Origin of the sequence: Streptomyces sp. ITFR-16, from assembly GCF_031844705.1 — a bacterium.
GTDB lineage: Bacteria > Actinomycetota > Actinomycetes > Streptomycetales > Streptomycetaceae > Streptomyces.
The window spans coordinates 2880171-2899362 of sequence record NZ_CP134609.1; the positions used below are offsets into that span (position 1 = coordinate 2880171).

At 71.9% G+C, this 19192-nt stretch carries 16 protein-coding genes; 11 read left to right on the plus strand and 5 right to left on the minus strand.

What is annotated here, in order from left to right; all coding sequences use genetic code 11:
• Nucleotides 1–60: 60 nt before the first annotated feature.
• The 3 genes from xseA (at nucleotide 61) to RLT58_RS12660 (ending at nucleotide 2440) form a co-directional block, all read left to right on the plus strand.
• Nucleotides 61–1272: an exodeoxyribonuclease VII large subunit gene (gene xseA / locus RLT58_RS12650; protein WP_311310494.1), complete on the plus strand. Its 1212-nt coding sequence runs from the start codon at nucleotides 61–63 to the stop codon at nucleotides 1270–1272.
• Between the two features lie 85 nt (nucleotides 1273–1357).
• Complete coding sequence (locus RLT58_RS12655) at nucleotides 1358–1612, plus strand: exodeoxyribonuclease VII small subunit (RefSeq protein WP_311310495.1); 255 nt, start codon at nucleotides 1358–1360, stop codon at nucleotides 1610–1612.
• A 237-nt stretch (nucleotides 1613–1849) separates the two neighbouring features.
• Nucleotides 1850–2440 (plus strand): malonic semialdehyde reductase, encoded by a 591-nt coding sequence (locus RLT58_RS12660; RefSeq protein ID WP_311310496.1) that lies wholly within the window; start codon nucleotides 1850–1852, stop codon nucleotides 2438–2440.
• Nucleotides 2441–2536: 96 nt separating this feature from the next.
• On the opposite strand, the gene RLT58_RS12665 is transcribed toward RLT58_RS12660, so the two are convergent.
• Nucleotides 2537–3055 (minus strand): DUF4245 domain-containing protein, encoded by a 519-nt coding sequence (locus RLT58_RS12665; RefSeq protein WP_311310497.1) that lies wholly within the window; start codon nucleotides 3053–3055, stop codon nucleotides 2537–2539.
• A gap of 166 nt (nucleotides 3056–3221) precedes the next feature.
• Between RLT58_RS12665 and glpX the strand changes: the two genes are divergently transcribed.
• Nucleotides 3222–4253, plus strand: coding sequence for a class II fructose-bisphosphatase (gene glpX, locus RLT58_RS12670; protein WP_311310498.1), 1032 nt, complete (start codon nucleotides 3222–3224; stop codon nucleotides 4251–4253).
• 107 nt (nucleotides 4254–4360) lie between these two features.
• Here the strand turns inward: glpX and RLT58_RS12675 are convergent, their stop codons facing one another.
• Nucleotides 4361–4732, minus strand: a complete 372-nt coding sequence (locus tag RLT58_RS12675) for a WhiB family transcriptional regulator (protein ID WP_311310499.1) — start codon at nucleotides 4730–4732, stop codon at nucleotides 4361–4363.
• Nucleotides 4733–4923: 191 nt separating this feature from the next.
• On the minus strand, nucleotides 4924–5592 hold the full coding sequence (locus tag RLT58_RS12680; RefSeq protein WP_311310500.1) for a DUF1707 SHOCT-like domain-containing protein: 669 nt from the start codon (nucleotides 5590–5592) through the stop codon (nucleotides 4924–4926).
• Between the two features lie 174 nt (nucleotides 5593–5766).
• Here RLT58_RS12680 and RLT58_RS12685 point away from each other — a divergent pair, with 174 nt between their 5' ends.
• Nucleotides 5767–7443 (plus strand): fumarate hydratase, encoded by a 1677-nt coding sequence (locus RLT58_RS12685; protein ID WP_311310501.1) that lies wholly within the window; start codon nucleotides 5767–5769, stop codon nucleotides 7441–7443.
• A gap of 43 nt (nucleotides 7444–7486) precedes the next feature.
• Here the strand turns inward: RLT58_RS12685 and RLT58_RS12690 are convergent, their stop codons facing one another.
• On the minus strand, nucleotides 7487–8503 hold the full coding sequence (locus RLT58_RS12690) for a LuxR C-terminal-related transcriptional regulator (protein ID WP_311310502.1): 1017 nt from the start codon (nucleotides 8501–8503) through the stop codon (nucleotides 7487–7489).
• Nucleotides 8504–8661: 158 nt separating this feature from the next.
• Between RLT58_RS12690 and RLT58_RS12695 the strand changes: the two genes are divergently transcribed.
• Both RLT58_RS12695 and RLT58_RS12700 read left to right on the plus strand, forming a co-directional pair.
• On the plus strand, nucleotides 8662–9864 hold the full coding sequence (locus RLT58_RS12695) for an MFS transporter (RefSeq protein WP_311314501.1): 1203 nt from the start codon (nucleotides 8662–8664) through the stop codon (nucleotides 9862–9864).
• Nucleotides 9865–10045: 181 nt separating this feature from the next.
• Nucleotides 10046–11347 carry a M18 family aminopeptidase gene (locus tag RLT58_RS12700; protein ID WP_311310503.1) on the plus strand — a complete coding sequence of 434 codons (1302 nt, stop codon included), beginning with the start codon at nucleotides 10046–10048 and terminating at the stop codon, nucleotides 11345–11347.
• Between the two features lie 50 nt (nucleotides 11348–11397).
• On the opposite strand, the gene RLT58_RS12705 is transcribed toward RLT58_RS12700, so the two are convergent.
• Nucleotides 11398–12921, minus strand: a complete 1524-nt coding sequence (locus RLT58_RS12705; protein ID WP_311310504.1) for a ricin-type beta-trefoil lectin domain protein — start codon at nucleotides 12919–12921, stop codon at nucleotides 11398–11400.
• Between the two features lie 107 nt (nucleotides 12922–13028).
• Here RLT58_RS12705 and RLT58_RS12710 point away from each other — a divergent pair, with 107 nt between their 5' ends.
• From RLT58_RS12710 to RLT58_RS12725, 4 genes are all read left to right on the plus strand, one after another.
• Nucleotides 13029–14453, plus strand: a complete 1425-nt coding sequence (locus tag RLT58_RS12710; protein ID WP_311310505.1) for a class II fumarate hydratase — start codon at nucleotides 13029–13031, stop codon at nucleotides 14451–14453.
• 77 nt (nucleotides 14454–14530) lie between these two features.
• The gene (locus tag RLT58_RS12715; protein WP_311310506.1) at nucleotides 14531–15250 is read left to right on the plus strand and encodes a cytidylyl-2-hydroxypropylphosphonate hydrolase; all 720 of its coding nucleotides are present in this window, start codon (nucleotides 14531–14533) and stop codon (nucleotides 15248–15250) included.
• A 386-nt stretch (nucleotides 15251–15636) separates the two neighbouring features.
• Nucleotides 15637–17553 (plus strand): SpoIIE family protein phosphatase, encoded by a 1917-nt coding sequence (locus RLT58_RS12720; protein ID WP_311310507.1) that lies wholly within the window; start codon nucleotides 15637–15639, stop codon nucleotides 17551–17553.
• Nucleotides 17554–17689: 136 nt separating this feature from the next.
• Nucleotides 17690–19159: a catalase gene (locus tag RLT58_RS12725; RefSeq protein ID WP_311310508.1), complete on the plus strand. Its 1470-nt coding sequence runs from the start codon at nucleotides 17690–17692 to the stop codon at nucleotides 19157–19159.
• Nucleotides 19160–19192: the final 33 nt, after the last annotated feature.

Genomic DNA, 19192 nt, shown 5'->3' on the forward strand with positions numbered 1-19192 from the left:
GAGGGCTTCCCCCGTCGCGGGGGCGGCGGGTTGTCCGTGGGGGCCGATACGCTCGCTCGCATGGCTCTGAACACTTCCCCGGAAGCCCCGCTGCCCGTCGGTGACGTGTCGCGGCTCATCGGCGGCTGGATCGACCGGCTCGGCTCGGTCTGGGTCGAGGGCCAGATCACCCAGCTGTCCCGGCGGCCGGGGGCCGGCGTGGTGTTCCTGACCCTGCGCGATCCCTCGCACGACATCTCGGTGGGCGTGACCTGCTACCGGCAGGTCTTCGACCGGATCGCCGACGTGGTGACGGAGGGGGCGCGGGTCGTCGTCCTGGCGAAGCCCGAGTGGTACGCCCCGCGCGGCCAGCTCTCGCTGCGGGCCACGGAGATACGGCCGGTCGGCATCGGCGAGCTGCTGGTGCGGCTGGAGCAGCTGAAGAAGTCGCTGGCCTCGGAGGGCCTGTTCGCCCTCGACCGGAAGAAGCCGCTGCCCTTCCTGCCCCAGCTGATCGGACTGGTCTGCGGGCGGGCCTCGGCGGCCGAGCGCGATGTGCTGGAGAACGCACGCCGCCGCTGGCCCGCCGTCCGCTTCGAGGTGCGCAACACCGCCGTCCAGGGGGTGCACGCGGTGAACCAGGTCGTCCGGGCCGTCAAGGAGCTGGACGGCCTGCCGGACGTGGACGTGATCGTGGTGGCGCGCGGCGGCGGCAGCGTGGAGGACCTGCTGCCGTTCTCGGACGAGGAGCTGATCCGTACGGTGGCGGCGTGCCGCACCCCCGTGGTGTCGGCCATCGGCCACGAGCCGGACTCCCCGCTGCTCGACCTGGTCGCGGACGTCCGGGCGTCCACGCCGACGGACGCGGCGAAGAAGGTCGTACCGGACGTGGGCGAGGAGCTGGACCGGGTCCAGCAGCTCCGGGACCGCGCGCTGCGGACCGTACGGGGGCTGCTCGACCGGGAGGAGCGGGGGCTCGCCCATGCCCTGGCGCGGCCCTCGATGGAGCACCCGCAGCGGATGGTGGACGAGCGCGAGGCGGAGGTCGACGCGCTGATCGGGCGCGGCCGGCGGGTGCTGGGCCACCACCTGGACCGGGCGGACTCGGAGCTGGCCCACACCCTGGCCCGGGTGGTCGCGCTCTCCCCCGCCGCGACGCTGGAGCGGGGTTACGCGGTGCTCCAGCGGGCGGACGGGCATGTGGTCCGGGACCCGGCCGGCGCGGGCGCCGCGGGGGACGCGCTGCGGGCGCGGGTCTCGGGGGGCGAGTTCGTGGTGCGGGTCGCCGAGTGAGCAGCAGGCCGGGGGCGGCGGACGGGCCCCCGGAGCCCGGCCGGGGCCGGGACCGACGGACAAGCCGACACATAGGGTGGAACGCATGACGGACGACGGGACGACGACGGCTGCGGCGACGGGCACGCTCGGGTACGAGCAGGCGCGCGACGAGCTGATCGAGGTGGTGCGCCGGCTGGAGGCCGGCGGGACCTCGCTGGAGGACTCCCTCGCGCTGTGGGAGCGGGGCGAGGAGCTGGCGAAGGTGTGCCGGCACTGGCTGGAAGGTGCGCGCGCCCGGCTGGACGCGGCACTGGCGGGCCCGGACGACGACGAGGACGGGGCGGCGGACGCGGGCTGACGTGTGGGCGGCCCGCCCGGGCCGTCCCGTATGCGCGGGAGACCCCCGCGGGCGCACGACGCACACGCACGGCCCCTCTCTCAAGACCCCCACGCCGTGGAGTTCTGTGGAGTGGGTCACTCCGCTTCCGTTTTAGTTGAAAGTTAACCTACCTCTCCCGTACCGTGATCGTCGTGGCCCGGCCCCCCGCGGCCGTCGCCCGCTCCCCCCGTGTACGTCCGGAAGGTAATACGCACGATGTCCCTCGTTCTTGACCCCGCCGCCCAGGACCTCCTCTTCCGTGAGGCCCGCACCGCCAACACCTTCACCGACGAGCCGGTGACCGAGGAGCAGGTCCAGGCGATCTACGACCTGGTCAAGTTCGGGCCGACCGCCTTCAACCAGTCGCCGCTGCGCGTCGTCCTGGTCCGCTCGGAGGAGGCCCGCGCCCGCCTCGTCCCGCACATGGCCGAGGGCAACCAGCCCAAGACCGCGACCGCCCCGCTGGTCGCGATCCTGGCCACGGACAACGAGTTCCACGAGGAGCTCCCGGCCCTGCTGCCGCACTTCCCGCAGGCCAAGGACATGTTCTTCTCGGAGCGCCCGGTCCGTGAGTCGGCCGCCGCGCTCAACGGCGCCCTCCAGGCCGCCTACTTCATCATCGGCGTCCGCGCCGCCGGCCTGGCCGCCGGCCCGATGACCGGCTACGACGCCGCGGGCATCGAGAAGGAGTTCCTGGACGGCGACCACAACGTGCTGATGGTCGTCAACATCGGCAAGCCGGGCGAGGACGCCTGGTTCCCGCGCTCGCCGCGCCTGTCGTTCGACGAGGTCGTCAAGACCGTCTGAGCACCGCCGCCGCCCCCGGGGCGGACGGACACATACACGGGGAAGGCCCCGGAGCACCTGCTCCGGGGCCTTCCCCGTGCCGCACGACCGCCGGCGTCAGGACGTCCTGAGCGCCGCCGCCATCTCCGCGAGCCGCGCCGTCGACGCGGACCCGGTCACGACCGTGGTGGCGCCCTTGTCCTCGCGCACCAGGGCGTCGTACTTCGGGCCCTCCCAGTGGTGCCAGGTCTCGCCCGCCACCTGCTGGGTGCGGCCGGTGTCCTTCGCCTTCTGGCTGACCTCGGTGACGTACTTCCCCGCCGGGGCCGTGGACTGCTCGACCGCGACGTACTTGCCGTCCGGGTCGAGGAAGCCCAGGTGCCAGCTGTCGCCCGCCGCACCGTCGTACCGGACCGACGTCGGCTTCCAGTCCTGCCCCAGACCGCCGGGGGCCGCCACCGGATACGGGGCCGCGCGCCGCGCGGTCAGGAGCTCGACGCGGTAGTCGACGGCCTTGACCGGGTCGGCCTTGTCGTCGTGCGGAATGAAGAGGTAGACGACGAACGCCACAGCGGCGATCACCGCCAACGACAGGAACATGTCCCGCACGGTCTGCTTGCCTCGCTTGCTTGCCACGGGTCCATCGTCGCATCAGGCCGCACGGCACCGAACCGGGGGCGGCGAACCGGCCGCACCGGCCGGACGGCCGCTCATCCGTGACCCGGTCTGCTCATTTTATCGGCGTGGCGATAGAGTCACATCACCCTCATCCGGTCGTCGTCGTACAGAAAGGTGCGCTCCGATGTCCGAGCATCATCTGCCGTCCCAGCTGGAGGTCTCCCCGGAGGCTCCCGACCGCAACCTCGCCCTGGAGCTCGTCCGGGTCACCGAGGCCGCCGCCATGGCCGCCGGGCGCTGGGTCGGCCGCGGGGACAAGATCGGCGCCGACGGCGCCGCCGTGAAGGCCATGCGGACCCTCGTCTCCACCGTGTCGATGAACGGCATCGTCGTCATCGGTGAGGGCGAGAAGGACGAGGCCCCCATGCTGTTCAACGGCGAGCGCGTCGGTGACGGCACCGGGCCGGAGGTCGACATCGCCGTCGACCCCATCGACGGCACGACCCTGAACGCCAAGGGCATGCCGAACGCCATCGCCGTGCTGGCCGCCGCCGACCGGGGCACGATGTTCGACCCGTCCGCGGTCTTCTACATGGACAAGCTCGTCACCGGCCCCGAGGCCGCCGACTTCGTCGACATCAACGCCCCCGTCTCGGTGAACATCCGGCGCGTCGCCAAGGCGAAGAACTCCACGCCCGAGGACGTCACCGTCGTCATCCTCGACCGCCCCCGCCACGACGGCATCGTCAAGGAGATCCGGGAGACGGGCGCCCGGATCAAGTTCATCTCCGACGGCGACGTCGCGGGCTCGATCATGGCCGCGCGCGAGGGGACCGGCGTCGACCTGCTCATGGGGATCGGCGGCACGCCCGAGGGCATCATCTCGGCCTGCGCCATAAAGTGCCTCGGCGGTGTCATCCAGGGCAAGCTCTGGCCGAAGGACGAGGCCGAGCGGCAGCGCGCGCTGGACGCCGGGCACGACCTGGACCGGGTGCTGTCCACGGACGACCTGGTCAGCGGGGACAACGTGTTCTTCGTGGCGACCGGCATCACGGACGGCGAGCTGATGCGCGGGGTGCGCTACCGCGCGGAGACGGCGACCACCGAGTCGATCGTCATGCGGTCCAAGTCCGGCACCATCCGGAAGATCGACTCCACCCACCGGCTGTCGAAGCTGCGCGCCTACAGCGCCATCGACTTCGACCGCGCGAAGTAGCCGCGACGCAGCCGCACCGCAGACCGGAGCGGCGGACCCGCCCGATCCGCGCGAAGAGGCGCCCCCCATGTGCGGTGGGGGCGCCTCTTCGCGGGTCCGGATCCGGCTCAGCCGGCCGCGGCGACGCGGTCGGTGGCGCCGGAGGCCTTGAGCTCCGCCTCGCGGCGCCTGCGGCGGGCGAGCGCCACACGGCGTTCGGCGGCGGTGAGGCCGCCCCACACGCCGTAGGGCTCGGGCTGCATGAGGGCGTGTTCCCGGCACTCGACCATGACCGGACAGCGCGCGCAGACCCGCTTCGCGGACTCCTCGCGCGAGAGCCGGGCAGCTGTCGGCTCCTTCGACGGGGCGAAGAACAGCCCGGCTTCGTCCCGGCGGCACACCGCCTCCGAGTGCCAGGGGCCTGCCTGGTCCTCCCGAGCGGGGGTCCGCTGGGGAGGAACGGCGGCGACCTGCAGGGGCTGATGCGGCAGTTGCAGCACGGTCCACTCCTGACGACGGCTTCGCGAGCGAGAAGAGACGATGCAGCACTCCCTACCCGCTGTGCGCGCGCCTATGCACTGAGTGGTACTCAGGTCCGGAGTGCGGAATTACGGTCGAGCCCCTTTTCGGCCTCACCGGGCACCCCGTGCCGTACTCCTCTTCCGCACTCCGTCGCGGCCCCGCGCGGCCGTCAGTGGCCGAGATGTTTGCGCAGCCGGTCCTGGAGATCGGCAATGAACTTGCCGCGCTTGGGCTTTGCCTCGACGCTTCCGAACACCGAATATCCGTTGACGACGACCACCGGGGCCTCGGGATCGGCGGATTCCAGGGTGACGACTTCGAAATTGCCGAAAATGCCCGTTCCGCTGCCGCGCAGCGAGATGTTCTCGGGAACCCGGATCTCGACGCTGCCGAAGACGGAGGTCGCGTTGATCACGGTGAGCCGCTGGCCGAAAAGCGCCTCGGTCAGGTCGATTTCCACACTGCCGAACAGTGAGAACGCGTTCGTGCGCCCGCCGACCCGCCAGCGCCCCTTGCGGGTGGAACTGCTGAAGATCGCCACCAGGTTGTCGGCGGGGCCGGACGTCTCGGCGGGGGTGTGCGCGTACGGGGCACCGACGGCCGGCCGTGTGCTGCCGCCCGGCGCCGGCAGGTCCCGTACCAGCGGTTCGAGTTCGCCGACGGTCTTGGCGCGGTAGACGGAATCGACCCGCTCCGCGTGCTCGTCGGCGGTGAGCCGGCCCTCGGCCATCGCTTCCCGCAGGATGTCCGCGATCCGGTCGCGGTCCGCGTCGGAGGCGCGGATGCCGTCGGGTTCCGCCGCTGCGGTGGGCTGCTGGGGGTGCTTTTCGAGGTCCACCGGCCCAGCGTACCCAAACGCGATAGATCGCGACTAGGGGGCGGCGGCGCGCGGCGGGGCTCCGGGGCGCGAGAACCGGGTGAGCCTTACCTCACAGGGTCGGCGCCGGTGCGGGGTCCTACCCTGGTGGGTGCGCTGCCCAAGGGTGGTCAGCCGCTGTCTGCCGAGTGAGGAATGGCCGTAATGCCAGAGTTTGCGTACTCCGATCTGCTCCCCCTGGGAGAGGACACCACGCCGTACCGTCTGGTCACCGCCGAGGGTGTGTCCACCTTCGAGGCCGACGGGCGTACGTTCCTCAAGGTCGAGCCGGAGGCGCTGCGCACCCTGGCCGCCGAGGCCATGCACGACATCTCGCACTATCTGCGGCCCGCCCACCTGGCGCAGCTGCGGCGGATCGTGGACGACCCCGAGGCGTCGTCCAACGACAAGTTCGTCGCGCTCGACCTGCTGAAGAACGCGAACATCGCGGCCGCGGGTGTGCTGCCCATGTGCCAGGACACCGGTACGGCGATCGTCATGGGCAAGCGCGGGCAGAACGTGCTGACCTCGGGCGGTGACGAGGAGGCGCTGTCGCGCGGCATCTTCGACGCGTACACCAAGCTCAACCTGCGCTACTCGCAGATGGCCCCGCTGAACATGTGGGAGGAGAAGAACACCGGCTCCAACCTCCCGGCCCAGATCGAGCTGTACGCGACCGACGGCGGCGCGTACAAGTTCCTCTTCATGGCCAAGGGCGGCGGCTCGGCCAACAAGTCGTTCCTCTTCCAGGAGACCAAGGCGGTCCTCAACGAGGCCTCCATGATGAAGTTCCTGGAGGAGAAGATCCGTTCGCTGGGGACCGCGGCCTGCCCGCCGTACCACCTGGCGATCGTCGTCGGCGGTACGTCCGCCGAGTTCGCGCTGAAGACCGCGAAGTACGCCTCCGCGCACTACCTGGACGAGCTGCCCGCCGAGGGTTCGCCGACCGGGCACGGCTTCCGGGACAAGGAGCTGGAGGAGAAGGTCTTCGAGCTGACGCAGAAGATCGGCATCGGGGCGCAGTTCGGCGGCAAGTACTTCTGCCACGACGTGCGCGTGGTGCGGCTGCCCCGGCACGGCGCCTCGCTGCCCGTCGCCATCGCCGTGTCCTGCTCGGCCGACCGCCAGGCCACCGCGAAGATCACCGCCGAGGGCGTCTTCCTGGAGCAGCTGGAGAAGGACCCGGCCCGCTTCCTGCCGGACACCACCGACGAGCACCTCGACGAGGCGGGTGACGTCGTGCGCATCGACCTCAACCGCCCGATGGACGAGATCCTCGCCGAGCTGACCAAGTACCCGGTCAAGACCCGGCTCTCGCTGACCGGCCCGCTGGTCGTGGCGCGCGACATCGCGCACGCCAAGATCAAGGAGCGGCTGGACGCGGGCGAGGAGATGCCGCAGTACCTGAAGGACCACCCGGTGTACTACGCGGGTCCGGCCAAGACGCCCGAGGGGTACGCCTCCGGTTCGTTCGGCCCGACGACGGCCGGCCGGATGGACAGCTATGTCGCGCAGTTCCAGGCGGCGGGCGGCTCCAAGGTGATGCTGGCGAAGGGCAACCGGTCCAAGCAGGTCACCGACGCCTGCGACGCGCACGGCGGCTTCTACCTCGGTTCGATCGGCGGTCCCGCGGCCCGGCTCGCCCAGGACTGCATCAAGAAGGTCGAGGTCGTCGAGTACGAGGAGCTCGGCATGGAGGCGGTCTGGAAGATCGAGGTGGAGGACTTCCCCGCGTTCGTCGTCGTCGACGACAAGGGCAACGACTTCTTCACCGAGCCCGCCCCGGCGCCGACGTTCACCAGCATCCCGGTGCGCGGTCCCGGCCTCGGCTGACCCGTCCCGGCTGAACCCCGGCCGGGCGTCCTCCGGCCGGGGTTCAGCCGTCGAGCAGCCCCGACGTCGCGACGAGATAGCCCAGTTGGGCGCGGCTGGTGCTGCCCAGCTGCTCGGAGACCTTGCGCATGTGCTCGGCGACGCTGCGCCGGCTCATCCCGATCCGCCGGGCGATCGAGGCGTCCGTCTCACCGTTGACCACCGCCTGCAGAATGGCGCGTTGCAGGTCGGAGGTGACGACGGGGGTGCGCAGCGGCGCCCGTTCGGGCCGGACCGGCACCGCGCGGGCCCAGGCCTCGTCGAAGCCGCGGGCCAGGAAGCGCACCAGCGCCGGGTGCTGGACGAGCAGCGCCTGGTGCGGCTCGTCGGAGAAGGGCACGAAGGCGAGGTCGAGGTCGACGACGATCACCCGGTCGGTCACCTCGGCGAGCGTCCTGATCTCGGCCCCGGCCGCGGTGACCTGCTCGATGTAGGAGAGCGTGGTGCGGTCCGAGCGGACGGTGTGCTGATAGACGGTCCGCTGGCGGATGCCGCGCCGCAGGTTGCCCAGGTCCCGGGTCAGCGCCTCCCGGAGCACCCCGGCCGGGCGGCTGCCGCCGGGCTGGGCGGTGCGGATCTGCTCCCGGCAGCCGGCCACCCCGGCCTCCAGCGCCTTGCTGATGACGGCCTCCCCGGAGAGCCGGGTGAGCGCGGGCTGTTCCTGCCGGTGCACGTCGGCGTACAGCGCCTCGAAGGCGGCGAGGGTGGTGCGGGTGGCGCGCAGGGTGCGGCGCCGTTCGAGTATCGCCTCCTGGAGCGGGGCGAGCGCGGCGTAGGAGGCCGTCTCCGGCGGGACGGGGACCATGAAGCCCGGTGAGTCGCGGTCGGTCACCATCAGATGGAGGGCCCGCAGACAGCCGGCCACCTCCTCGCGCGGGAGGCCCCCCGCGACCAGCGCACGCCGGTAGGAGGCGAGCGCCGTCCTGCACGGCTGGTCCGGCGGGCGGTCTCCCCCCTCTTGGCCGTTCGACGACGATTCGCGGCAATCACAGGGCGGTGGGCTGGAATGATCGTCCTTCACAAGTATGCAGATTACCTTTGTGCATACGGGAGGACGGCGGAGAGTTCGGGTATCCCGGCGACCATGAACAGGTGACTCACGGCACCGACCACTCCCTCGGGCGGCCGCCCGGCGAATCGGCCGACTCCCCCCGCGGGGAGCGGTATTACCGATTCCTGGTGGCCGGCTACGCCGTCTCTTCGTACGGCACGTTCCTGAATATGGTGGCGCTCAATCTGTTCGTCTACGAAACGACGGGCCGGGCGCTGGCGATGGGGCTGTTCATGGCCGTCCGGCTGGGATCCGGATTTGTCGCCGGGCTGGGCGCGGGCGGTCTGCTCGCCCGGTTCTCGGCAAAGAGCGTGATGCTGTGGACGAATATCGCGCAGGCCGCCGTGATGCTGCTGCTGGTTTTCGCGCCGGCCGGGCTGCGCACGGCCTCGCTGGTCGCCGTGTCCGTGGTGGTCGGCTCCTGCGGGACGCTGTTCATGGTGGCGCTGCGCAGCTCGATCCCGGAGATGGTGGGTGAGGAGCGGCGCTCCTGGGCCAACTCGCTGTCCATCACCGGCCGTTCGCTGGCCATGGTCGCCGGTTTCGCGTCGGCGGGTGTCGTCGTCTCGCTGGTCGGGTACACCGCCGCGTTCGTGGTGGACCTGGGCACCTTCGCCGCCTGCGCGGTGACGGTGGCCCTGCTGCCGATCGCGGGCGGCGGAAAGGGGCGGGCCGACGAGGAGGCGCGCGGCGGGACGGAGAGGGCGCGGCGGCGGATGCCGGTCGCGTTCGTCGCGCTGGCCGCTGTCCCCGGGCTCGCGCTGATGGTGGTGCTGCGCGGGGTGGACGCGCTCGGCTCCTCCTCGCACAACGCGGCGCTGCCGGTCCACTCCAGCGAGCTGGACGCCGCGCGGCCCGCCGTGTTCGTCAGCGCCTTCTGGTGTCTGTGGGCGCTCGGCAACATCGCGGCGCAACAGGTGATCCAGCGGTACGGGCGGCGCACGGGCCGGTCCGTCGGGGCGCGCGGCTTCGGGTACGGCACCTGTGTCATGTCCGGGGCCTTCATCCTGGCGTTCGCGGGCTTCCCGCTGGTGGCCACCGCCGTGATCGCCCTGGTCGCCGGGGCCGCCGACGGGCTCACCGAGGTCGCGTACACCTCGCATCTGCAGACCCTGCCGGCCGGGCCGCGGGCCCATGCCTTCGGACTGTCGGCGACGGTGGAGAACCTCGGCTTCGGCGCCGGGATGATCCTCGTCGCGGCGGCGCTCGACCACTACAGCCCGTTGACGGTCGTCGGCTGGTCGCACGGTGCGGCCCTGGTGGTCGCCGCCGTCTTCCTGGTCCGGACGGCGGCGCCGCGCCGGGCGCGGCCGACGCCCCCGCCGCCGTGACGGGCCGGGGCCGGGCATTCCGCGTACGACGGAATCCAGCCATTCTCGCGCAGCCGCCGTTCCCGGGCGCACCCGTCGCACCCCCCGGCCACGTCGTACCGGTCGACCCCCGTCGTACCCGCCGTCCGATCCCGTACGGCAGCCCACCCTCACCGTTCCACTCCGGAAAGGCGGACACCGCATGACGCCGGTTCCCCACCGCAGCCACGCAGACGACCTGCTCTCGTTCATCAGGGCCAGCCCCTCCCCCTACCACGCCGTGGCGAGCGCCGCCCAGCGGCTGGAGAAGGCGGGCTTCCGCGAACTGCGGGGCACCGACGACTGGACGGGCACCACCGGCGGCAGCTTCGTCGTCCACGGGGGCGCGCTGATCGCCTGGTACGCCCCCGAGTCCGCGCCGGCGCACACGCCGTTCCGGATCGTCGGCACCCACACCGACTCGCCGAACCTGCGGATCAAGCCCACCCCGGACACCGGATCGGCGGGCTGGCGGCAGATCGCGGTGGAGATCTACGGCGGAGTGCCGCTGAACACCTGGCTCGACCGCGACCTGGGCATTTCGGGCCGGCTCGCGCTGCGCGGCCCCGGCGGCAGGACCGACTCCCGGCTCATCCAGATCGACGAACCGCTGCTGCGGGTGCCGCAGCTGGCGATCCACCTCGACCGTTCCGTCAACGAGGGTCTGGCGCTGGACCGCCAGCGCCACATCGCGCCCATCTGGTCGCTCGGCGACGCCGAGGAGGGGGCGCTGCTGCGCCGGGTCGCGGCGGCGGCGGAGGCCGACCCGGACGAGGTGCTGGGCTGGGACCTGATGCTCCATGACATCCAGCCGCCCGGGTACCTGGGCGCGGAGCGGGAGTTCGTGGTCGCGCCCCGGCTGGACAACCTGGTGTCGGTGCACGCCGGGGTCACCGCCCTGGTCGCCGCCGCGACGGCCGCCGAGGAGCCCGCGTACGTCCCGGTCCTGGCGGCCTTCGACCACGAGGAGGTCGGCAGCGGCTCGGACACGGGCGCGCAGAGCCCGATGCTGGAGCGGGTCCTGAGCCGGTCCGTCACGGCCCGGGGCGGCAGCTCCGAGGACTGGTCGCGGGCGCTGGCCGGCGCCTTCTGCGTCTCGGCCGACATGTCGCACGCGGTGCACCCCAACTACGCGGAGCGCCACGATCCCGGCCACCAGCCGCTGCCCAACTGCGGCCCCACGGTCAAGGTCAACGTCAACCAGCGCTACGCGACGGACTCGACCGGGATCGCGGTGTTCGCGTCGGCCTGCGAGCGGGCGGGCGCGCCCTGGCAGCCGTTCGTCTCCAACAACGCGATGCCGTGCGGCACCTCGATCGGCCCGCTGACGGCGGCCCGGCTGGGCGTGCAGACCGTCGACGTGGGCGTGCCGGGGCTCTCGATGCACTCCGCGCGCGAGCTGTGCGGGGCGGACGACCCGGGGCACCTGGCGGCGATCCTGGGCGCCTTCGTGACGTCCGGCTGAGGGGGCGTGACGGGGAGGGGCGTGCGCCCCTCCCCGTCACGCCTGAGCGGTTACGCGAAGCGCTGCTTCGCGCTGCCGTCGCAGGGCTGGAGCCGCAGCGGGTCATGGGCCCCCGCCAGGGTCGCGCAGAGCCCGGTCGAGGCGGCCGGGCGCAGGGTGCCCGACTGCTGGACGAACTGCTGGTTGGCGGCGCCCGAGCAGTTGTAGAGGATCAGGGCGGCGCCGGCCCGGTAGTCGGCGCCCGGGACGTCCAGGCAGCGGTCGTGGCTCAGCTGCGTGCGCAGCGTCCTGGTGGCGGAGTCGTACCACCAGCCCTGGTTGCGGCCGCCGTGGCACTCCCACCCGGTGACGCCGGTGTTGTTGCGGGTGACGGAGGCGGGTGCGTCCAGGCAGCTGCCCGTCGCCTCGCCGCGTACGGGCTCGAAGAGGTCGTCCCAGGCGGCGGGCTGGAGGACCGGCTTGCCGGTGCTCGCCGGGTCGGCGCAGCTCGCCTCGCGCAGGCCCGAGTTGTAGATCTGGGTCAGGCAGGCGGCGAAGGCGCCGTGGCCGGCCGCGTTCGGGTGGAAGGACTGGCGCACCGAGTTGGAGTCCGGCGGGAAGTGCGACAGGTCGATGTAGAGACCGCGGGCCCAGGTGGACTCGCTGCACACCTCGTGGCCGTGGAAGAGGCGCGAGTTGTCGAGGTAGACGGCTCCGGTGTCGGCGGCCGCCCTGCGCATGCCGCGCTCGAAGGCGGGGACGGCGGTGTTGCGGCCCCAGGCGGCGTCGGAGTCGTATCCGGCGCAGCCGCCGGGAAGCTTGCCGGGGAAGTTCGGGTTGTCGTAGAAGTCCGGGCCGATGGGGCTCGGGTAGCCCATGACGACGAGCTTGTAGTCGCTGTCGGCGTAACCGGCGCCGGTCATCACCGTGCGCAGGTCGCGCACGGTCTTCTCGACCTTGGGGACGAGTCCGTCGACGCGGGCCTGCCAGCCGCCCTCGTACTTGGGCCGGCAGGTCCCCTGGATGAGGACCCAGCGCTCGACGCAGTCCGTCATGACCGGGCCGAACTGGAGGTCGTCGTTGGCACCCGCCACCAGCACGATCATCTTGATGCGGGTGTTGCGCGCCTTGATGGCCAGGCTGTCGCTCTGCACCAGCTCGTCGGCGTACTGCTTGGAGCCGCCGATGACGATGTTTCCGGTGTACGCGCCCGAGCAGGAGACGTTGTACGTGACGTCGGCCGGGATCCCGGTGCGGTGGATGGCGGCGTCGGGCGAGCGGTGGCACCAGTTGTCGGGCCCGTTGGTGCCCGCCTCGTACGTGCCGACGCCCTCGCCGGAGATCTCGCTGTCGCCGAGCGAGATGAGTCCGGTCTTGCGCTCGGCGAGCGGGCGCTCGGCCGGGTCGCCGTACAGCCGGGTGGCCTCCGCGGCGCGGACGGCCTCCAGCTCCGGCGGCAGGGCGGTGGATGCGGTACTGGTGGTACCGGGCTGTGCGGCTGTCGCCGGTCCGGCGGCGGCCGTCCCGCCGAGCGCGGCCGCCATGGCGGCGGCGGCCGCGACCGTACATCTCAGTCGGTATCTCGTGCGCCTCATTGCGCCTCCCGCGGTTGTGGTTACCCCCGGTATTTACTGGTCGGTAGGCCACTTGGGAATACATAGAACAAGACAAGTGCTCATCTTTTTCAGGAGGTTGAACGCACATGAGTGACGAAACGGTCCGGAACGACGACATCGCGGCCGGCGGGGACTACCGGGTCGAGCACGACTCGATGGGCGAGGTGAAGGTCCCGGCCGGCGCGAAGTGGCGGGCCCAGACCCAGCGGGCCGTGGAGAACTTCCCCATCTCAGGGCAGCGCCTTGAGCGGGCCCACATCGAGGCCCTGGCCCGGATCAAGGCGGCCGCCGCCAAGGTCAACGCCGAGCTGAAGGTCCTCGACCCGGAGATCGCGGACGCCGTCCAGGACGCGGCGGCGGAGGTCGCGGGGGGCCGCTGGGACGCGCACTTCCCGATCGACGTCTTCCAGACCGGCTCGGGCACCTCGTCGAACATGAACACCAACGAGGTGATCGCGACGCTGGCGACCGAGCGCCTCGGCCGCGAGGTCCACCCCAACGACCACGTCAACGCCTCGCAGTCCTCCAACGACGTCTTCCCCTCCTCCATCCACATCGCCGCGACCGGCGCCGTGACGGGCGACCTGATCCCCGCCCTGGACCATCTGGCGGCCTCGCTGGAGCGCAAGTCCGTCGAGTTCGCCGCGGTCGTGAAGTCGGGCCGCACCCATCTGATGGACGCCACACCGGTCACTCTCGGCCAGGAGTTCGGCGGGTACGCCGCGCAGATCCGCTACGGCATCGAGCGGCTGTACGCCTCGCTCCCCCGCCTCGCCGAGCTGCCGCTGGGCGGTACGGCGGTGGGCACCGGCATCAACACCCCGCCCGGCTTCTCGGCCGCCGTCATCGCCGAGGTCGCCCGGGTCACCGGGCTGCCGCTCACCGAGGCGCGCGACCACTTCGAGGCGCAGGGCGCGCGGGACGGCCTGGTGGAGACCTCCGGCCAGCTCCGGACGATCGCGGTCTCGCTGACCAAGATCTCCAACGATCTGCGCTGGATGGCCTCGGGCCCGCGCACCGGACTGGCCGAGATCAGCCTCCCCGACCTCCAGCCGGGCTCGTCGATCATGCCGGGGAAGGTGAATCCGGTCATTCCCGAGGCCGTCCTCATGGTCGCCGCGCAGGTGACGGGGAACGACGCGACGGTGGCCGCCGCGGGCGCCGCCGGCAACTTCGAGCTGAACGTGATGCTCCCGGTCATCGCGAAGAACCTGCTGGAGTCGGTCCGGCTGCTCGCCAACGTCTCCCGGCTGCTCGCGGACCGCACGGTCGACGGGATCACCGCGCACGTGGAGCGGGCCAGGGAGTACGCGGAGTCCTCCCCGTCCGTCGTCACCCCGCTGAACAAGTACATCGGCTACGAGGAGGCGGCGAAGGTCGCCAAGAAGTCCCTCGCCGAGCGGAAGACGATCCGCGAGGTGGTGCTGGAGTCGGGGTACGTCGAACGCGGCGACCTCACGGTGGAGCAGCTGGACGAGGCCCTGGACGTGTTGCGTATGACCCGCCCGTGACGTGCGCCGCTGCGACGGGGCGGCGCGCTCGCCCGGAGGGGCCGCCCCCCGATTGCAGGCCCCTCTAAGATCTCTCCATGACAGGTACCGGAGGGACCGAGCGCTGGGCGCCGGGTGATCAGATCCTGTGGCGCTACCGCGGCAACGGACCGCGCGGGCGCGGCCCCGGGGCCGGCGGGACTCCGTATCCGTTCCACATCTGCCGTCCGGTCACGGTCGTCCAGGACACCGAGGAACTGCTCGCCGTCTGGGTGGCGCCCGGCACCGAGTGCGTGAAGCCGGTGCTGGCGAACGGCACCGACGTGCACGCCGAGCCGCTCGCCACCCGGTACACCGCCCCGCGCACCACCGCCCGCTCGCCCTGGCTGGGCAACGGGGTGCTGAAGCTGGCCCGGCCCGGCGAGCCCTGGTCGGTCTGGCTGTTCTGGGAGCGCGGCTGGCAGTTCCGCAGCTGGTACGTGAACCTGGAGGAGCCGCGCACCCGCTGGGCCGGCGGCATCGACTCCGAGGACCACTTCCTCGACATCTCCGTCTACCCGGACCGCAGCTGGCTCTGGCGCGACGAGGACGAGTTCGACCAGGCCCAGCGGGTCGGGCTGATCACGCCCGAGGTCGCACGGCAGGTACGGGCGGCGGGGCGCGCGGCGGTCGGCGTCATCCGCGACTGGGGGACGCCGTTCCGGGACGGCTGGGAGGACTGGCGGCCCGATCCGCACTGGCGCGTGCCCGTCCTGCCCGACGACTGGAACCGGCTGCCGGATGACTGGGACCGTACCCCCTCCGCCATGACGTCATGAGACCCTTGATGCACCCCAGGGGGGCAAACGTAGGATCGTCCCGAGGAAGGCGGCCGATCCCCAACCGGCCGGTGCGGCACACGACCTGACCGCGAGTCACCGGGTCGTCGCACCCGCCGCACGCTTCATGGACCGCATCAGCCGTACGAGCAGCACGAGTTGCCCGCATCGCATGAGCCACTACGAGGGGGTGGAGACGTGCTCGCTGTCCGCCGCCACGCCTCCGGAAACGTTGTCACCGACACCCCGCGCAGACATCCGGTTTCGGCCCCGTTGGCCGGGGCAGGCGGAGTCAGCCGTTGTTATTGCCGCTCTTGGCGGGGCACAGTAGCGCCCCACGAGGTGATTGCCTCATACAACCGGCCCGGACGGACGGAACCCCACGCGTGACGGAGCACCCCACCTCCCACGAAGGCCGGCAGCCACTCGCCGCCCGGTCGCAGGAACGCACCCGGCCCCGGCAGCGGGATGCCGCCTCGGCGGCTGCCGCCGCCTCCGCGGCGATCCCGGCCCCGGCCAAGGGACCGAATCCGGCCGTGGCCGGCACCGGCCCCGCGGCGGGCCAGGACCCGCAGGCGGCTGCCCGTCGCGAGGGCGACCGGCTGCGCTTCGTGGGGGCAGCGACCCGGCGGATCGCCCGGGGCATAGACCTGGACGAGATCGTGCTGGGACTGTGCCGGGCCAGTGTGCCGACGTTCTCCGACGCCATACTCGTCTACCTCCGCGACCCGCTGCCGGTCGGCGACGAGCGGCCCGTCAACCCGTTCGTGCTGCGGCTGCGCCGCTCGGACCGGCTGCGGCTGACCGACGAGGAGACCGAGAACCTCCCGGAGAGCGAGCGGCTGCGGCTGCCCGCCCTCGACCCGCAGGCCGATCTGACGCCCGCCGCCGAGCTGTGCGAGGTCCGGGCCGGCGGTGCGCTGGCCGAGGTGCTGCGCGGGGTGCGGCCGGTCTTCGGCGACTCCGCCGCCGCCCGGGTCGCCCTGCCGGAGCTGCTCGGCGCGGACCGTACGGTGCCCTCGGGCCACCGGGCGATCCTGGCCCCGCTGCGCGGCAGGCGCCGGGTGATCGGCGCCGCGGTCTTCCTGCGCGGCACCGAGCGCCCGCCGTTCGAGGCCAACGACCTGCTGGTCGCGGCCCAGCTGGCGACGCACACCGCCCTCGGCATCGACAAGGCCGTGCTCTACGGGCGCGAGGCCTACATCGCCGACGAGCTCCAGCGGACCATGCTGCCCGACTCGCTCCCCCAGCCCACCGGGGTCCGGCTCGCCTCCCGCTATCTCCCGGCCGCCGAGACGGCCCGGGTCGGCGGCGACTGGTACGACGCGATCCCGCTGCCCGGCAGCCGGGTCGCCCTGGTCGTCGGCGATGTCATGGGCCACTCCATGACCTCCGCCGCGATCATGGGCCAGCTGCGCACCACCGCCCAGACCCTGGCCGGGCTCGACCTGCCGCCCCAGGAGGTCCTGCACCACCTCGACGAGCAGGCCCAGCGGCTCGGCAGCGACCGCATGGCGACCTGCCTGTACGCGGTGTACGACCCCGTCGCGCACCGCATCACCATCGCCAACGCCGGCCACCCGCCGCCCGTCCTGCTCCACCTCGGCGGCCACGCCGAGGTGCTGCGGGTCCCGCCCGGCGCCCCCATCGGGGTCGGCGGGGTCGACTTCGAGGCCGTCGAGCTGGATGCCCCGGCGGGCGCCACGCTCCTCCTCTACACCGACGGTCTGGTGGAGTCGCGGCTGCGGGACGTCTGGACCGGCATCGAGCAGCTGCGCGAGCGGCTCGCCACCACCGCCCGGCTGACCGGCCCCGACCACTCGCCGCCGCTGGAGGCCCTCTGCGACGACGTGCTGGACATGCTCGGTCCCGGCGACCGGGACGACGACATCGCGCTGCTCGCCGCCCGCTTCGACGGGATCGCCCCGAGCGACGTGGCGTACTGGTTCCTGGAACCGGAGGACTCCGCCCCCGGGCGGGCCCGCAGGCTGGCCCGCAGGGCGCTCAGCCGGTGGGGGCTCGACGACCTCTCGGACTCGGTCGAGCTGCTGGTCAGCGAGGTGGTGACCAATGCCGTGCGGTACGCGGAGCGGCCGGTGACGCTGCGGCTGCTGCGCACCGACATCCTGCGCTGCGAGGTCGGCGACGACGCCCCGCAGCTGCCCCGGCAGCGCCGGGCCCGGGACATGGACGAGGGTGGCCGGGGGCTGTTCCTGGTCAACCGGCTGGCCCGGCGCTGGGGTGCGACCCGGCTGTCGACCGGCAAGGTCGTCTGGTTCGAGATGCCGACCCGGGGGCAATGACCGAGGACGGCCCGGCCGGGCGGTCGCCGGGCCGTCACGGACGGTGACCAAATGTTGCCGTCCTCCTTCGCGCGGAGTTGACTTCAGTCGTGCATGACGCGACCTGACCGAAACCCCCACCGACGGGAGGACGCTCGTGACCGAGGAACCCAGGACCAGGAACGCCCCCTACACCACCACCAACGCAGGGATCCCGGTGGAGAGCGACGCACACTCGCTCACCGTCGGAGCCGACGGCCCGATTCTGCTCCAGGACCACTACCTCATCGAGAAGATGGCCCAGTTCAACCGTGAACGGGTCCCCGAGCGGGTGGTCCATGCCAAGGGCTCGGGCGCCTACGGCATCTTCCAGGTGACCAACGACGTCAGTCAGTTCACCAAGGCCGACCTCTTCCAGCCGGGCAAGCAGACCGCGATGCTCGCCCGCTTCTCCACGGTCGCCGGTGAGCAGGGCTCCCCCGACACCTGGCGCGACCCGCGCGGCTTCGCGCTGAAGTTCTACACCGAGCAGGGCAACTACGACATGGTCGGCAACAACACGCCGGTCTTCTTCGTACGGGACCCGATGAAGTTCCAGGACTTCATCCGCTCGCAGAAGCGCCGACCGGACAGCGGGGTCCGCGACCACGACATGCAGTGGGACTTCTGGACGCTGTCCCCCGAGTCCGCCCACCAGGTGACCTGGCTGATGGGTGACCGGGGCATCCCGAAGACCTACCGCAACATGGACGGCTTCAGCTCGCACACCTATATGTGGGTGAACGCCGGCGGCGAGCGCTTCTGGGTGAAGTACCACTTCAAGACCGACCAGGGCATCGACTTCTACACGCAGGACGAGGCCGACGCGATGGCCGGGACGGACGGTGACGTACACCGCCGCGACCTGTTCGACTCGATCAAGCGCGGCGACCACCCCAGCTGGACGCTGTCCGTGCAGATCATGCCGTTCGACGACGCCCCGGACTACCGGTTCAACCCGTTCGACCTGACGAAGGTCTGGCCGCACGGCGACTACCCGCTGACCGAGGTCGGCCGGATGACGCTGAACGAGAACCCCGAGGACTTCTTCGTCCACATCGAACAGGCGTCCTTCGAGCCGTCGAACCTGGTGCCCGGCATCGGTCCGTCGCCCGACAAGATGCTGCTCGGCCGGCTCTTCTCGTACCCGGACACCCACCGGTACCGGATCGGCGCGAACTACGCGCAGCTGCCGCCGAACCGGCCGCGCTTCTCGCGCAACTCGTACTCCAAGGACGGCCCGATGCGGTACGAGCCGTCGCGTACGGGGGCCGTCTACGCCCCGAACTCGTACGGTGGTCCGGAGGCGGACCTCGCGCGCTTCGGCGAGCCGGCGGGCTGGTCGACGGCGGGCGAGATGGTGCACGAGGCGTACACCCTGCGCCGGGACGACGACGACTGGGGCCAGGCGGGCACGATGGTGCGCGAGGTCCTGGACGACGCGGCGCGCGAGCGGCTGGTGTCGAACATTTCCGGCCATCTCCTGGACGGGGTGAGCCGTCCGGTTCTGGACCGGGCGCTGCAGTACTGGCGCAACGTGGACCAGGACCTCGGCGACCGGGTCGCGAAGAAGGTCAACGGCGGCTGAGCCGGGTCGCCTTGTGTGGCAGTCCACGTCTGG